The following is a 15845-nucleotide window of genomic DNA, read 5'->3' on the forward strand; positions in this document are numbered from 1 at the left end:
CCCGGTCCATCAGCAGCAGTGTCATTTTTATAGAAACAGTTTCCGGATCCTGTTCTCCCCTTTCTGCAGTGCGGCCTGTGGGGAAAGTTCTTTTCTATAGGCCTGTATACACACATCCTGCAGGATCGTCTCTATCACGTAGGGAGGAACGATCTTGTCCGGAGCCTTGTACGGATAGACACGGTTCCGGGATATCTCGATACACTTTGTGTTTAGTTTCATCCAGGGATACAGCCTTAAAATCTCCTGATTCTCATAGGGATAAAGCACAGTGGACTGTCCGTTTAGGGTCGTCATATAGTAGCTTGTCTTTTTCTGGCTGATCCATTTAAAATAATTGGCAATCAATTCTGTGTGGCGGGTCGTCTTGCTGATGCCCATATGCCATCCTACATTGGCCGGAGTCTGACCGGGAAGCATGCTGTAATCAATTTTGGTAATGATATCCCCGTGCAGGCAGTCATTGATCAGTGTCCCGTATTCCGTAAAGGAGAGCAGCATGGCTGTGCGTCCGCTGCCAAAGTCCTGGAAACTGGAATTGATTGATGTATCGGAAATACCATGTTCTGTATAGCTGGCGGTATCCAGAAGGCTCTGCAGCGCTTTTATATTCTGCGGTGTATCCAGCTTAAGGCGCCCGGCGCTGTCATACAGACCGCCCCCAAAACTCCAGAGACGGATCAGCAGCTCCAGGGCAAATTCCTCATTGACGCTGCCGATGACAGAGGTTCCATACATAGTAGGTGAATAGGGATTATATTCTTTTGTAAAGAACTGTGCAATGCCGTTAAACTCTTTCCATGTTTTTGGAGGACGCAGCGGCATGTTGTATCTTGTCTCGAACTGATTCTGGATTGACGGCTGATCGAACAAGTCCTTTCTGTAAAACAGGATATGGGAACCGCCAACGATAGGAAAGCCATAATACCGCCCCTTATAGGACGCATTGGACAGGTTTTTTGGAACGAGGTGCCTGGTAAATGCTTCGTTGGAAGTGATCAGTTCGGTGATGTCAGCAAGCACATCTAAATTTACCAGATAAGTAAGCCAGGAGGTGTCATACATATAGACATCGTATTTGCTTTTTTCTCTTGTACTGTCCTCAACGATTGTTTCAATCAGTTCCCTGTAGCTTACAAAATCAAATTCTATTTTAACCTCATGCTGACGCTCGAATTCTTTGGATACGGCATGCAGGGAGAGGATGGTGGGCATGGATGTGGCAATAATGCGCAGTGTTCTTTTTGGAGACTTTGAAATATAGTAAGGGAGCGGTGCCTTTGGGATCTTTATATGGCTTCCAATCACATTATCTTTGAAGAGCATAAATTCTTTTTCAAAAAATGCCGATTCCCGGAGATTCTTCATGAGAACATGGATACTGCGGATACCAAGGGTGTATGCAGTACGGGATGTATGCAGGAGGTTCGGCAGATAGTTGCTCTCATTCCAGGATTCTTCCCCAAGCGTAATGATACAGGTGTCTTTGGGAATCTTGATCGAACAGAGATTAAAAGCCTCAATTACCCCCTTGGCCAGGGGATGTGAGGAAGTAATGATCGCCTGAGGCGGTCTTTCTACAATGTTGAACATGGCCTTGCGGAACGCGGATTCCTTTGTAAAACGTGTCTCCATCACCTGCGCAGAATCAAATTCCAGCCCCAGGTCATCGTGGGCATCGGTAAACCCCCGGACGCATTCGCGCTCGGAAAAATAATCGCTGTGCCCGATCATCAGATCAATATTGGTATAGCCGTTTTCTATCAGCTTTTTTGTGAGATAGTAACAGGAATTGTAATTGTCGAATGCCAGAAAGTTTGCGTCGATATTATCTGGAAAATGATCAATAAATACAGTGGGAACATTATGTCTGATGATACTGTTCTGAAAATATTCTGCATTCTGGGGCTGACATGTGATAAGAATGATTCCTGCCACATTTCTGCCGATGAGCTGGTCTATGATCTTACGCTCCAGCTTTGGTGTATGGTAAGAAAAAGAAATATTTAATGTATAATCCATGTTTTCTGCGCTGGAGATAATCCCTTTCAGAATATCAGCATGGCAGGAGTCATCGATGTCTGGAAATACGACTCCGATTTCTCTGGATGACTCTGATTTGAGGCTTTTTGCCGATGCGTTTGGGATATAGTTAAGTTCCTCAATGATCTGCATAATCTTTGCCCGTGTGGCAGGTTTTACAGTTTTGGTGTTGTTGATACAGTTTGATACGGTCGCAATGGAAACACCCGCTTTTTCTGCAACATCTTTTAATGTTGCCATAAGAATCCCTCCTTGCCTTTCTGCAAATTTTATAATAATATTGTCATAAGTAAATAAAAAAGTCAACGGAAATTAAAACGTTTAAACAGTAATCTGAACAGTAACAGGAGGGGTGCCATGCATTTTGAATTTAAGATCATACAGAATGATTACACGCTGTGTCCCCGGGGATGGGGCATGACGGATGAATGTGCCGCCTTTTACCGTATGTACTATGTGTGTGGAGGTAAAGCATGGTTCCGGCAGGGGGGCAGTGAGGTGCAGCTGCAAAAGGGGTGTTTTTACGTGCTGCCTGTGATGCAGCCCTATTCTCTGAGGCATGACATAAAAGATCCTCTGGAAGTGCTCTGGTTCCATGTAGAGATGGATATCTCTCTCGCAATGAATTTTACCTGTATTGAGATCCGAAAGGATGAGGAGCTGTATTATCTGCTGCACAGCATCCGGCTCCTTCAGCAGGATCCCGCCTGTTTCCAGGATGTAGCCAGACTGTTTGATATCTTCCTGAAACGAATCAATGAGAGACTGCCGATTTACCGCACGAGCAGCCGGCGCATGAAGCGTGTACTGAAGTATATTGATGAGCACATTGCGGAGAACCCGGGTGTACAGGAGCTGGCAGAGTGCGCTGGTATGGAGCGTTCCTATTTCACAAGGCGTTTTAAGGAGATCTTTGGAATGTGCCCTAGCCAGTTTATCTATACCAGGAAGATGAGCGTGGGGGCACAGGCACTGATCGGGGGCAAGACAGTCAATGAGGCGGCTTCCGACTGTGGTTACAGTGATTCGAAAACATTTTCGAGGGCATTCAAAAAATATATGGAAGTTACTCCAGGTGAATACAAAAAATGTCACATTGAGCAACCTTAAAGCCACAACTGAGCGTTGTGGCTTTTTTTATGTGGTGATACGATGAGAAAAAGAAAGTAAAAATATGGAAACAGCCTGCAGCGTCTTGGATTACAGGTACTGGCAGGTATATAAAGGAGGAAAAAATTATGTTACATGACCCGTCACATAAACCGGTAATTCCGGAGGAAAAAGAAATTATACTCACACAGAAGGACAAAGATATCTTAAAAACGCTGGGGGAGAGTATTGCAGAGATATCTTCAGATAAGAAAAATGAAGAGAATGCCAGAAACTGGACGCTTTTGAATGACAAAAAGTCGGTAAAGCCCATGGTGTGGATCAATGAAATTCCATGGCATGAGATGAATGTAAATGATGAGCTGACTCTTCGGTGTTCGCATCCATGGGCGAGAAATCTGGAAGACACGCTGAAAAAGACTATTTTTCAGTGGAACCATTTCCCGGGGGATATGGTGGTGAATCCTTATATTGAATGTCCGCTGGCGATCCACTCCACAGATTTTGGCATTGTAGAAGAGGTGGACGCCGCATATACGGATCAGGACAACGATATTTATTCCAGGCACTTTAAAATTCAAATAGAAGAACCTGAAGATATTGAGAAGATAAAGATGCCTGTTGTCACCCATTATGAGAAGGCAACGCAGTATTCTTATGATGCAATGCAGGAGGTTTTTGCCGGCATTATTCCTGTGAAAAAGGTGGGACAGACACATATCTGGTATACGCCGTGGGATTATCTGATCCGCTGGTGGGGCGTACAGGAAGCCATTATGGATCTGGTGATCAGGCCGGATATGGTGCATGATATCTATGAGAAAATGGTGCAGGCATGGATGGTGGAGCTGGACCAGTTTGAAGAGCTTAACCTCCTGTCTCTGGACTGCAACAATACTCGTGTAGGCTCAGGCGGATACGGTTATACATCCGAGCTTCCCGGAAAGGATTTTAATCCGGACCATGTACTTGCAAAGAATATGTGGGGATGTTCCAATGCACAGATTTTTTCCACTGTGTCCCCGGAGATGCACTGGGAATTTGCAGTAGAACATGACCTGAAGTGGCTCAAAAGGTTTGGCCTTACCTATTACGGATGCTGTGAACCTCTGGATCTGAAGACTTCCATGCTGAGAAGAATACCGAACCTGCGTAAAATATCCGTATCGCCGTGGTGCAGCAGTGAAAAGATTATCAATGATATTGGAACGGATTACGTGATGAGCAGAAAACCGAACCCTGCAATCGTTGCGGGAAATGTATTCGATGAGGCTCAGGCCGAGAAAGAAATCAGAGAGTTTATGGAACTGACAGAAGGACAGTGCCATGTAGAACTTATCTTCAAGGATATCTCAACCGTAAGGCACGATCCCAAAAGGTTATTCCAATGGGAAAAGATAGCGATGCGTGTTGCTGAAGATTATATGAAATAATTTAAACGTTTAAATTTAATTTTTAATTTAAATTGATTTTACCCCTCTCTCAGAATTATAATGAGGTTAACAAGAACAGGAACTCTGAGGGAGGGATATCAATTGAATAGTAAGGAGCGCGTGAGAGCTGCTTTTGAACACAAGAGTCCAGACCGTGTTCCGGCGACCATGCAGGCTGTTGAGACTGCATGGGAAAAGATGCAGCAGTACTTTCAGGTTGAGACGCCTGATGAGGTGATGGATATCCTTGAGATTGATACAAGGATTATGGATTTTCCTCCATATATTGGGCCTAAGACACCCGATTTCGTTAATGCGAAAGGTGAGGTAGTACATACGCATCCGTTTGGGCAGCAATACGTGGAAAAGTGGAACGGCGTGGAGTATAACAGCCATACAATCAAAAGGCCTCTTGAATATGTTGAGACCATGGAAGAGCTGATGGCATTCAGAGGCTGGCCCAATCCGGATTATTTTGACTATGAGGCCGTGAAGCGTTTCTGCGACCAGCATCAGGACAAGGCAATCCGAATCGGCTGGCCCGGACCATATCAGGTATTTCTGGAGATGTATCCGGCGGAATCCTTCTATATGCTGATGGCAGAAGATCCGGAGATGGTAAAGACCATGTTAAACAGGTACAGTGAGTTTTACCTGGAGTTGTATGAGAGAATGTTTGAGGCAGGCGGCGGGGCAATCGACCTGATCCGTCCCTGTGATGATTACGGAACACAGATCAGCCTGTTGTTCAGCCCGGAGATGTGGGATGAATATTTTGCAGAAAACACGAAAAAGCTGGTAAACCTGGCACATAAATATGGATGTTATTATTTGCAGCATTCCTGCGGTGCAGTCAGACAGATTATACCAAACCTGATTGCCTGCGGTGTGGACGGACTGGAGCCGATCCAAAAAGTGAAAGGAATGGAAGTCGACGATTTAAAACGGGAATTTGGGGATAAGCTCTGTTTTCAGGGCGGCGTGGATACACAGAACCTGCTTCCTTTCGGGACACCGGAGGAGGTCAGGGCGGAGACGGAATACATCATCAGGACGATGAATGTAGACGGAGGATATATTCTGGGACCGAGCCAGGATTTTGAAGGCGATGTTCCTGTAGAAAATATCATAGCATTATATGAAGCACGAAAGAATTTTATCTAGTTAGGGAGGAAACAGCAGTATGAAAAAGCGAATACTTTGTTTCGGGGATTCAAACACCTGGGGAGCTGTTCCGTTTGAGGGCACAAGGCATCCGGACGATGTCAGATGGACCGGAGTCCTGGCAGCTGAACTGGGAGTTGGATACCGGGTCATTGAAGAAGGATATAATGGCAGAACAACTGTCCATGACGATCCGGTTGAGAAAAGACTTTCAGGACTTACTTATTTCGAGACGTGTCTGGACTCACAGTCACCGCTTGATCTGATTATCCTGATGCTCGGTACAAACGATCTGAAGGCAAGATTTGGGGTGGATCCCTACACGATAGCGTACGGATTCGGACGTTATCTGAACGCACTCAAAACGGTGCCGATGGCCGGAAAAAGGCCGGAAGTACTCCTTGCAGCTCCGCTCCTGATTGATCCGTCTTACAAAGATACACCATTATTCTACGACATGTTCGGAGAGGGTGCATGTGAACGTTCCGCAAAATTTGCAGAAGCATATGAGGCATTTGCAGCAGAAAATGGACTGCACTTTATAGATGCATCCAAATATGGAAAAGCATCCGTCAGAGACGGGGTACATATGGAGGCTGAATATCACGAAAAACTGGGAAAAGCCTTTGCAGAAAAAGTAAAAGAGATCCTTGGATAACAGAGAAAAAGGCCTTTGTGCTGATAAGAGGTGGCTATGAGCAGAAAAATCAACAACAGCGGGGGCACAAAGAAACAGGAGATTCAGGCAAAAAAACAGCGGCAGGGCAGACAGATTACCATATTTGCCGCAGTACTCGGATTGTTCTTAGTCATAGGCATCCTGGCAGTCCTGTTCTTCCAGAGCGGGGCGCCGGTGAAGATGTTTTCCGCGGTTACTATAGACGGGAAAGGATATAAGCTGAGTGAGTTTAATTATTACTACTATGCTTATTACAATTCCTATCTGGATGAATACAGTGAATTCAGGGAGTACATGTTTGATGACAGCGTATCTCTGAAAGATCAGCCCTATGATGACAATCAGTCCTGGTTCGAATATTTTGAGGATCAGACGGTGGAGTCCATGTCCAGCGTACTTGGAACGGCTGCTCTGGCAGAGAAAGAAGGATTTGAGTTAAGCAGTGAGGCGCAGGAAGAGATAGACACTGCGCTGGAAGGAATAGAGAGCAGTGCTGACAATGCCGGAATGAGTACAGATAAGTATCTGGAAAACATTTACGGCGATGGAATGACGGAGAAGCTTTACAGAAAGCATCTTACATATTCTCATCTGGCGGCTGAGTACAGCGATAAGGTTAAGGCTGATTTCGGTTTCAGTGAGAACGAGGTAAAAGAGTATTATAAAGAACATCTTGCAGAGTATACATTTGTCAACTATGAGCGGTTTTATGTGAAGGCCAGCGATATAGATACAGATCCAACGGAGGAAGAAAAGCAGAATGCTTATTCCATTGCACAGAAGATCTGCGACAAAGTGGAAAAGGGCGGGGAACTGAAAGAAGTCAGCAGTGAATTCGAAGATTACGGTACCTATTATGCTTTCGACGATGCATATTATGATCCAAACTTCTCCTATGGTGAATGGCTTTTTGCTCCGGAAAGAAAAGACGGAGATGTTAATGTAATTGATGATGGTTCAGGATATTATGTGATGGTGTTCCACAGCAGGAACGAGAGCAGTTATCCGACGGCCAGTATCATAGATGTTTGTTTTTCGGTTGATACAGCATTAGAGGACAGCAGTTCCGACGATTATGACAATAAAGTAAACCAGCTGTACGAAGATTCCTGTGCAAAGGCAGAAGAGCTGCTGGAAACATGGGAAAAAGGAGACAAAACAGAGGATAGTTTTGAAGCGCTTGCTTCAGAAAATGAGTCTGCATCAGAGACAGACGGGACATTTGAAAATCTGACCAGAGATACTCTGGATGATACAATTGATAAATGGGTGTTTGACGATGGGCGAAAGCCAGGAGACTGCAGTGTCATATACACGGAAAGCGGTTTTCATGTGGTTTATTACGCCGGCACAGGTGCTGAGGCGTGGCAGGTAAAAGCAGAGGAAGATATGCGCACAGACGCATATGAAAAATGGTATCAGAATCTGCTGGATACTGCCAGTGTAAAACGTCACAGTTACGTTTTAGGGTTTGCCGGTGGTGAAATCAATAAATAGCAACACGAAAGGAGTAAATCAGCATGGGTAACGCATCTAAGAATGAAGCGTATGCACTGGACATGCGAAGCGTGTCCAAGAGATTTCCCGGAACACTGGCTGTTGATAAAGTCGATTTCCGGGTAAGAGCGGGGGAGGTTCATGCCCTCATGGGGGAAAATGGAGCTGGTAAATCCACTCTGATGAAAATGCTTGCGGGTCTTTTCAATGATTATACAGGAGAGATCTACATCAATGGGGAAAAAAGAGATCTCCACACACCGAACCTTGCAAAAGAGTATGGTATAGGAATGGTTTACCAGGAATTATCACTGGCACGGAGGATTTCTATTTATGAGAACCTTCTTGTAGGGCGCCTTCCGAAAAAGAATCCACTGTTCATTGACAAGAAGAAAGCAATTGAGGAAGCTAAGAAACTGCTTCAGCGCGTAGGTCTGAATGACATTGATCCGACACTGGACGTATCAGAGATCAGCCAGTGTGATGCACAGCTGGTTGAGATTGCAAAGGTGCTCGGTTCTGAACCTAAGATCCTGGTTATGGATGAACCTACATCAGCACTGTCAAGTGAGGAAGTAAAGAAACTGTTTGAGATCGTAAGAAACCTTCAGAAACAGGGAATGGCAATCGTATATATTTCTCATCATTTAAGTGAGATTTTTGAAATAGCAGACATGGTTACAGTCATGAGAGATGGTAAGCTGGTTGATTCCTTCCCGATCTCAGAGACAAATACAGAACAGCTGGTTGAATGCATGGTTGGTGAGCCTGTAAAGAGTTTCTACGCAGACCACAAGAGCATGGTTACCGATGAAGAGGTTCTGAGAGTTGAAGACTTTACCAGATGGGGATTTTACCATCATGTGAACTTTAATCTTCACAGGGGAGAAGTTCTTGCAATCTGCGGACTTGCAGGTTCAGGACGTACCGAGATCGCCAGAGGACTGACAGGCGTTGACAAGATCGATGGTGGAAAAGAATATATCCATGGCAAAGAAGTTCATTTCAGGGATCTTGGAGAAGCCATCAAAGGCGGAATCGGTTATCTGACTGAGGACAGAAAGGTTGTAGGCCTGGCACTTCCCCAGACAGTTGCAGATAATGTAACAACATGTATCATTGACAAATGCGGACCTGGTATTGTCTATGATGCTAAGAAACAAAACGGACTTGTAGATGAAAAGATTAATGAGATGAGTGTTTATCCGGCAGACAGAGAGAGACTGGTAAACAGCTTTTCCGGCGGGAACCAGCAGAAAGTCCTGATGGCAAAATGGCTGGCAGCAGATGTTGACATCTTAATCCTGGATGAACCTACCCGAGGCGTTGATGTCAATGCAAAGCAGGTTATCCATGATGCGGTTAAGAGATATGTTTCACAGGGAAATGCCTGTATCCTGCTTTCCAGTGATTTACCGGAAGTTGTAGGGCTCTGTGACCGTGCGGTCATCTTAAGAGAAGGTCACATTATCGGCGAGATTCCAAAAGAAGGAATCAATGAGAATTCACTGTTGATTGCAGCTAATGGGGAGGGTGAGTACGTATCATGTCAGAACAAATAAATAAAAATCCAAATCCAGGCGCACCAAAAGTAGATACACGAAAAGAAGAAATCAGCAAGTTCAGTCTTATATTCAATAAGCTGGGTATTTACGTAGTTGTAGTTGCGCTGATTATTATAGGTTTGATTGTATCAAAAGGTACATTCTTTGCTGCCAGCAATATCCAGTCCATACTGGAGGCTGTTGCATTGATCGGTATGGTCAGTGCGGGACTTATTTTCATTACATTTTCAGGAAACATGACAGATATGTCTATTCCGCTTACAATGGCTGTCGGCGGTATGATGACAGTTCAGACCATCAACTTTGGGTTCCCGGTTGCAATGCTGATCGGTATTTTATCCGGTGTTGTTATAGGATTTATTAACGGTTTTATGATTGGTAAACTCAGGGCAAACCCGATCATCTGGACATGGGGCTTCAACCTTCTGCTTTCCGGTATTGTACGTGTTGTCTGGGAAGGAAAACAGCTTTATGCAGATAAAGTGGCAAAGGATACAGAGTTTGCACAGAATGCAGCAAACACATTCTTCTCAATTGCCAGAACCTACATAGGAAAGTATATTTCCCTGATGGCTATCATCATGATCATAATGATGATTATTGCATGGTTTATACATGCTAAGACAAAATTTGGTCAGAAGCTGAAAATTATCGGCACAAACTACGAAGTAGCTAAATTCTCAGGAATCAATTGTGCAAAAACACTGATTACCGCTTATATCATCAACGGTGTCTGTGCATCCATCGGAGGTATCTTCTTCGCAGCACTGCGTAAGACAGCATCCTACGAGAACGGAACAGGATATGACTTCTCCTGTCTGACAGCCGTACTTTTGGGCGGATGCCTCTTAAACGGAGGTAAAGGTTCAGTAGTTGGAACATTTGGAGGCGTATTAGCCTACGGTATCCTCAACAACATCCTTTCATGGATCGGTCTTGGAACCTATGAGAAATACCTGGTACAGGGTCTTGTATTCCTGTTTATCGTTTGGCTGAATACTTATTCTAACAGAAAGTTGGGTAGAGCATAATGAAAAATAAGAAATTTAAAATTAATGCAAATTTGATTAATGCGAACAGATCTTATCTTTTCCTGGCTCTGATATTGATTATTGGTCTTTTTGTAGATAACTTCTATACCATGTACAACATTAGTGCCGCTACAGGAAACGGAAGCCTTGTTATATGGCTGGGCTTAGGATTTACAGTATGTATGATTGCAGGACATATGGATTTGACGATTATGTATATGTCCACTTTCGCAGCGCTGCTCTGTCTGGGACTGCATGACAAACCGGGTCTTCCATGGGCTGTCTGTATTCTGATTGCAACACTGGTCGGAGTTTTAGTCGGATGCATCAACGGTTTCCTTGTTACGAAGCTGAATATCCATTCCTTTATTGCAACACTCGGTATGCAGTTTGTATTAAAAGGTACCATGTACATTTACACAGGCGGAGAAGAGCTGAGTATCGGTAAAGACTATGCATTCAGTGATGTTCTGAATGACAACCTTGTTTCATTCCTGCCGTTTTCAACATACTTCCTGATTACAACAGTGGTAGTATTTATTGTTATGATTGTTCTCCGCTACACAAGATTCGGACGTAATGTATATATGATCGGCGGTAATCTTGAGACTGCATGGCTGGCAGGTATCAAGAGTGACCGTGTAACAACACTGGCATTTGTAATTTCTTCAGCAGCATGTGCACTTGGCGGGGCACTGAATGGTATCTATTCAGGAACAGCCGGTATCACAATGGGTGAGAAGGGAATCAGCCCTCTGATGATCGCACTGACAGCTACCATTATCGGCGGTACTGCAATCAACGGAGGAAAAGGAAGCGTTGTATGGACATGGGTATCACTGGTAGCCATCGCACTTCTGAAAGCTATCTTCAAGAAAACAGAGATTCAGGTGCTTGTTATTGCAGCGATCCTGATCGGATGTATCGTTTACGAGACAATCGCTCTGTACAACAGAAACAAGACAGTAGGTACGAGGCCGAACCTGCATAAAGAGGCCCTGAAGGAGCTGGGCAAGGCTTCATAAGCCCCAGCCTCCCAATTAGGGCAGGTATAGAAACAGATTCAGATTAGAAGCATGCGGGACATGTTTTTAATAAGAAACCAGAGGAAAATAAAAGGAGGAAGAAAAATGTTCAAAAAGTATGTAGCAGTTTTGCTCAGCGGGCTTATGCTGGTAAGTGCAGTTAGCCTCACAGGTTGCGGAAGCAATTCAGATTCTGATTCCAAAAAATCAGACACAAAAACAGAGGATTCCAGCGGCGGGGACAACCTGGCAGAATCCAAAGACCTTTTGGCAAAAGCAATCGATGAACTTAAAACAACTGACAATCATCCGCTGATGGAAGAGGGAACGACATTCGATGTACCGGAAGCAGAAGGTACTGCAGAAGAGCTGGAAAAACTTGATGACACAGATATGGCAAAGTGGCATTACTATGAGTACCTTGACTGGGATGATTCAAATGATTCAAAATTCCCGGAATCTCCGGCAGACGGACAGAAGGGGAAACACGTTATCGTAATTGTACATGGAGCTCATGCATGGACAACATGCTATCAGGAAGCTTTTGAAGAAGCTTGTGAGGCAGTTGGTATGACATGTGACGTATATGATCCTAACTGGGATCAGTCCACACAGGACGGATATGTTGACCAGGCAATCAATGAAAGCCCTGACGCAATCGTAGTAATTCCTGTAAGTGCTGACCATGCAGGACAGCAGTTCAAGAAGATCACAAAAGCAGGCATCCCGGCATTCTGCTGTAACACACTTCCGGAAGCAGATGCTATGAACAATATTCTGGCTTACACAGGCCCGAACGACTGGTATCAGATGAGAAACCTGGCAAGCAAACTCGGTGAAGAGCTTGGCGGAAAAGGCGGCGTTTGCTACATCACACATAACGTAGGAACATCACCATACTATGCACGTACATTCGGACCAATGTCTACATTAGCAGAAGAATATCCTGACATCAAATCTCTTGACGTACAGTCACCTGGATTTGAAGCATCAGCTGTAAAACAGGTTGTATCTGACTGGATCACAAAATACGGTGATGACCTGAACGCAATCGTTCTTGCAGACGATTCCGACCAGGCTATCGGAGCAACAGAGGCTTGTAAGGCAGCAGGACGCGATGACATCATCATCGTTGCTGCAGGTATCTCAAAACAGGGTGCAGAGCTGATCCAGAGCGGACAGCTGAAATATGCAAGCTACCAGTCATGCCAGGCAGACGCTGGCCTTGTAGTAAGAACAATGTCCGAATACTTCTGCGGAGAAGAAATCCCGAGAGTAGCTTACATCGGAACAGATATCATCAGTGCTGACAATGTAGAAGAATTCCTTCCTTGCCAGTGGTAAGAGACAGTAAAGAAATAAGAATTAGCAGATAGCGGTCGGGCGGAGGATGGAATATCAACCTCCGCCTGATCTGTAAAGAGGAGAGGCAGATGAACAGTAAAGAACGTTTTTTGGCAACAGTTGAAAGGAAACCTGTAGACCGTCCGGCAGCATGGCTCGGTATGCCGGATATCTTTTCACAGCCAGCATTATTTGAGTATTATGGCGTAAAAGATATGCATGAATTAAAACTGGCAGTAGGCGATGATTTCTACGCAGTAGAAGTACCATACAAATCTCCGACAGCAAGCGCAATCTATGCGGCGTTTGACTGGTATATGGACGGGGATGTGGATGCAGAAGACCGTACCCTGACAACGGACGGATGTTTTAAGGATGCAGAAGAGCTGGAAGATCTGGACTTCTTTGAATGGCCGGATCCGGAAAAATATATTGATGTTGACGAGTGTTTACGCCGTGTTGAGGCAGCTCCGGAAGGAAAAGTGAGACTGGGAATCCTCTGGTCAGCTCATTTCCAGGATGCCTGTGCCGCTTTCGGTATGGAGACAGCAATGATGAATATGATTGCAAATCCGGAGATCTATGAGGCTGTAAATGAGAAAGTTATGGAGTTCTATCTGAAAGCAAATAAGATCTTTTTTGAAGCAACAAAAGGAAAACTGGATGCAGTTCTGATCGGAAACGATATGGGAAGCCAGAGAGGGCTTATGTTATCACCGGATATGGTACGCAAGTTCATCATTCCGGGATGCAAACGCCTTGTAGAGCAGGCTCACAGCTACGGAGTAAAAGTTATCTATCATTCCTGCGGTTCTATCATAGATGTAATTCCGGATCTGATTGGTGCAGGGGTAGATATTGTACATCCGATCCAGGCACTGGCAGCGGGTATGGAGCCAAGAGGACTGAAAGAAAAATTCGGTGATCAGGTTGCTTTCTGCGGAGGTGTAGATACGCAGGATCTGCTTGTAAACGGCAGCCCGGAGGACGTGCGCAATAAAGTAAAAGAACTGCGTGAAATCTTCCCGACAGGACTGATTATTTCTCCAAGCCACGAGGCAATTATGCCGGATGTACCGCCGGCAAATATTCACGCTCTGTTTGAAGAAGCACAGAAAGTATATTAAAAGGGTAAAAAGTAATTTAATCGGAGGTGCAGTGATGCAGAGATATGGTTCTATTATAGGAGTAAAAAAGGAAAAACTGGATGATTACAAATATCATCATGCACATATATGGCCTGAAATTAATGCAATGATCAAGGAATGCAATATTTCTAATTATTCCATTTACAATTTTGGGGAATTACTGTTCTCATATTTTGAGTATACAGGAGATGACTATAAAGCGGATATGGACAAAATGGCAGCAGATCCGAAGACCCAGGAGTGGTGGGATCTGGTAATGCCGTTCCAGCAGCCGGTGGAAGGCAGAAAAGAAGGCGAATGGTGGGCCGAGATGGAAGAGGTCTATCACTTAGATTAAGGACGGAGGTCTTGGTATGAATTCGAGAGAGCGTGTGATGGCGGCGATAAACCATAAAGAACCGGATTATGTGCCGCTGGATCTGGGAGCAACGCCAAGTTCAGGAATATCGGCGATTGCTTATAACAACCTGAAGAAGCACATGGGCATTACAGACGGGCACACCCGTATCTTTGACGTAGTACAGCAGGTAGTAATACCGGAGCAGAATATCATTGATGAATTCGGGGTAGATGTAATTGACATTGGAAGAGTATTCAATGAGAAAGACAGCGACTGGTATGATGTGACACTGGCAGACGGCTCCACCGGACAGTATCCGGTATGGTTTCAGCCCATACGCCAGGAGAACGGCAACTATATTGTCGTAGATAAAGAGGGAACCCAGATTGCAAAAATGCCGGTTGGAGCAACCTTCTTCGACCAGACATATTTCCCGTATGTGGACGATTACCCGGATGATTATTCTGATCTGGATCATCAGATGGGAAAGGTTTTGTGGAGCGCTCTCGTGCACAGTCCGTGGGATCACGCAGGGGAGAAGGGCTTCTACAGTGAGCTGAGGAAGCGCACCCTGGAGTTGAGGGCAGGCACGGATAAAGCACTGATGATTACCTGTGGCTGCAACCTGTTCGAGTGGGGAACATTCCTGCGCAGAATGGATAATTTCCTGATGGATATCTACGCAGACCCGGAAAATGTAAAAGAACTTGTGGATCAGCTGATGGAGAGACACCTGGCTACCCTGAGCTGCGTATGTGACGCTGTGGGCGACATTGTGGATATTCTCAGATTCGGAGACGATCTGGGAATGGATACCGGAATGTTTATGTCCCAGGAGAAATACAGAACGCTGTTTAAGCCATATCATACACAGCTGAATGAGTATGTTCACAAGAACAGTGGTATGAAGACATTTTTACATTCCTGCGGCTCTATATATCCGATTATTGGAGATCTGATTGATGCAGGATATGATGTACTCAATCCGGTACAGACAACGGCGTACCAGATGGACCCTGCGACATTGAAAAAAGAATTTGGAAATGATATTACTTTCTGGGGCGGTGGTTGTAATACGAGATCTGTACTGAACAGGTCTACTCCGCAGGAAGTATATGACTATACAAGAAAAATGATCGATATCTTTGGACCGGGAGGCGGATTTGTGTTCAATCAGGAACATAATATCATGCCGGATGTACCGGCGGAGAATCTGCTCGCTATGTATAAGGCTGTGGCGGATGCGAGATAGAGGGGGCGCCTGTCATGGGCGGGACTTCTGCCGCGGGCGGGGAAACTTTCCTGTCCCTTTCCGCTGGCTGTCCGTTTGCCAAGTTTCACTAGATAAAAAACACATCGGATTGGAAGACATCGCCGGCATTCACCGTGCAATTCTGATGAATTGCGCGGCTCAGGCCGGCTTAAACTCTGCTTCGGAAGCAGAGTTTAGCCTTCCAATCCGATGT

13 protein-coding genes are annotated in these 15845 nt (G+C 45.0%); 12 read left to right on the forward strand and 1 reads right to left on the reverse strand.

Annotation, left to right across the window (positions count from 1 at the left end; all coding sequences use genetic code 11):
* Positions 1 to 27 precede the first annotated feature (27 nt).
* On the reverse strand, positions 28 to 2283 hold the full coding sequence (locus HMPREF0240_RS22780) for an extracellular solute-binding protein (RefSeq protein ID WP_009005745.1): 2256 nt from the start codon (positions 2281 to 2283) through the stop codon (positions 28 to 30).
* 117 nt (positions 2284 to 2400) lie between these two features.
* Here HMPREF0240_RS22780 and HMPREF0240_RS22785 point away from each other — a divergent pair, with 117 nt between their 5' ends.
* The 12 genes from HMPREF0240_RS22785 to HMPREF0240_RS22840 all read left to right on the forward strand — a co-directional run bounded on the left by HMPREF0240_RS22785 (position 2401) and on the right by HMPREF0240_RS22840 (position 15631).
* Positions 2401 to 3153, forward strand: coding sequence for an AraC family transcriptional regulator (locus tag HMPREF0240_RS22785; protein WP_009005746.1), 753 nt, complete (start codon positions 2401 to 2403; stop codon positions 3151 to 3153).
* A gap of 128 nt (positions 3154 to 3281) precedes the next feature.
* On the forward strand, positions 3282 to 4586 hold the full coding sequence (locus HMPREF0240_RS22790) for a hypothetical protein (protein ID WP_009005747.1): 1305 nt from the start codon (positions 3282 to 3284) through the stop codon (positions 4584 to 4586).
* Positions 4587 to 4688: 102 nt separating this feature from the next.
* Complete coding sequence (locus HMPREF0240_RS22795; RefSeq protein ID WP_035314686.1) at positions 4689 to 5750, forward strand: uroporphyrinogen decarboxylase family protein; 1062 nt, start codon at positions 4689 to 4691, stop codon at positions 5748 to 5750.
* 19 nt (positions 5751 to 5769) lie between these two features.
* On the forward strand, positions 5770 to 6408 hold the full coding sequence (locus HMPREF0240_RS22800) for an SGNH/GDSL hydrolase family protein (protein ID WP_009005749.1): 639 nt from the start codon (positions 5770 to 5772) through the stop codon (positions 6406 to 6408).
* Positions 6409 to 6444: 36 nt separating this feature from the next.
* On the forward strand, positions 6445 to 7926 hold the full coding sequence (locus HMPREF0240_RS22805; RefSeq protein WP_035314688.1) for a peptidylprolyl isomerase: 1482 nt from the start codon (positions 6445 to 6447) through the stop codon (positions 7924 to 7926).
* Between the two features lie 23 nt (positions 7927 to 7949).
* A complete protein-coding gene (locus HMPREF0240_RS22810) occupies positions 7950 to 9488 on the forward strand; it encodes a sugar ABC transporter ATP-binding protein (protein WP_198137842.1) in 1539 nt (512 codons plus the stop codon).
* Positions 9473 to 10522: an ABC transporter permease gene (locus HMPREF0240_RS22815; protein WP_009005752.1), complete on the forward strand. Its 1050-nt coding sequence runs from the start codon at positions 9473 to 9475 to the stop codon at positions 10520 to 10522. Before HMPREF0240_RS22810 ends, HMPREF0240_RS22815 begins: the two co-directional genes overlap by 16 nt.
* Positions 10522 to 11547, forward strand: coding sequence for an ABC transporter permease (locus HMPREF0240_RS22820; protein WP_009005753.1), 1026 nt, complete (start codon positions 10522 to 10524; stop codon positions 11545 to 11547). The genes HMPREF0240_RS22815 and HMPREF0240_RS22820 overlap by 1 nt, the downstream gene beginning before the upstream one ends.
* A gap of 105 nt (positions 11548 to 11652) precedes the next feature.
* Positions 11653 to 12891, forward strand: a complete 1239-nt coding sequence (locus HMPREF0240_RS22825; RefSeq protein WP_148486408.1) for a sugar ABC transporter substrate-binding protein — start codon at positions 11653 to 11655, stop codon at positions 12889 to 12891.
* Between the two features lie 89 nt (positions 12892 to 12980).
* Positions 12981 to 14018 (forward strand): uroporphyrinogen decarboxylase family protein, encoded by a 1038-nt coding sequence (locus HMPREF0240_RS22830; RefSeq protein ID WP_009005755.1) that lies wholly within the window; start codon positions 12981 to 12983, stop codon positions 14016 to 14018.
* 34 nt (positions 14019 to 14052) lie between these two features.
* Positions 14053 to 14376 carry an L-rhamnose mutarotase gene (locus HMPREF0240_RS22835; protein WP_009005756.1) on the forward strand — a complete coding sequence of 108 codons (324 nt, stop codon included), beginning with the start codon at positions 14053 to 14055 and terminating at the stop codon, positions 14374 to 14376.
* A 16-nt stretch (positions 14377 to 14392) separates the two neighbouring features.
* Positions 14393 to 15631: a uroporphyrinogen decarboxylase family protein gene (locus tag HMPREF0240_RS22840; protein ID WP_009005757.1), complete on the forward strand. Its 1239-nt coding sequence runs from the start codon at positions 14393 to 14395 to the stop codon at positions 15629 to 15631.
* Positions 15632 to 15845 lie beyond the last annotated feature (214 nt).

The organism is Clostridium sp. D5, assembly GCF_000190355.1.
GTDB lineage: Bacteria > Bacillota > Clostridia > Lachnospirales > Lachnospiraceae > Faecalicatena > Faecalicatena fissicatena_A.

Excerpts from the sequence above, each read along its gene's own strand:
- HMPREF0240_RS22815 (WP_009005752.1), top strand. The coding sequence starts at position 9,473 with ATGTCAGAACAAATAAATAAAAATCCAAATCCAGGCGCACCAAAAGTA.
- HMPREF0240_RS22830 (WP_009005755.1), top strand. The coding sequence starts at position 12,981 with ATGAACAGTAAAGAACGTTTTTTGGCAACAGTTGAAAGGAAACCTGTA.
- HMPREF0240_RS22785 (WP_009005746.1), top strand. The coding sequence starts at position 2,401 with ATGCATTTTGAATTTAAGATCATACAGAATGATTACACGCTGTGTCCC.
- HMPREF0240_RS22790 (WP_009005747.1), top strand. The coding sequence starts at position 3,282 with ATGTTACATGACCCGTCACATAAACCGGTAATTCCGGAGGAAAAAGAA.
- HMPREF0240_RS22820 (WP_009005753.1), top strand. The coding sequence starts at position 10,522 with ATGAAAAATAAGAAATTTAAAATTAATGCAAATTTGATTAATGCGAAC.
- HMPREF0240_RS22805 (WP_035314688.1), top strand. The coding sequence starts at position 6,445 with ATGAGCAGAAAAATCAACAACAGCGGGGGCACAAAGAAACAGGAGATT.
- HMPREF0240_RS22835 (WP_009005756.1), top strand. The coding sequence starts at position 14,053 with ATGCAGAGATATGGTTCTATTATAGGAGTAAAAAAGGAAAAACTGGAT.
- HMPREF0240_RS22780 (WP_009005745.1), bottom strand. The coding sequence starts at position 2,283 with ATGGCAACATTAAAAGATGTTGCAGAAAAAGCGGGTGTTTCCATTGCG.
- HMPREF0240_RS22825 (WP_148486408.1), top strand. The coding sequence starts at position 11,653 with ATGTTCAAAAAGTATGTAGCAGTTTTGCTCAGCGGGCTTATGCTGGTA.
- HMPREF0240_RS22800 (WP_009005749.1), top strand. The coding sequence starts at position 5,770 with ATGAAAAAGCGAATACTTTGTTTCGGGGATTCAAACACCTGGGGAGCT.
- HMPREF0240_RS22810 (WP_198137842.1), top strand. The coding sequence starts at position 7,950 with ATGGGTAACGCATCTAAGAATGAAGCGTATGCACTGGACATGCGAAGC.
- HMPREF0240_RS22840 (WP_009005757.1), top strand. The coding sequence starts at position 14,393 with ATGAATTCGAGAGAGCGTGTGATGGCGGCGATAAACCATAAAGAACCG.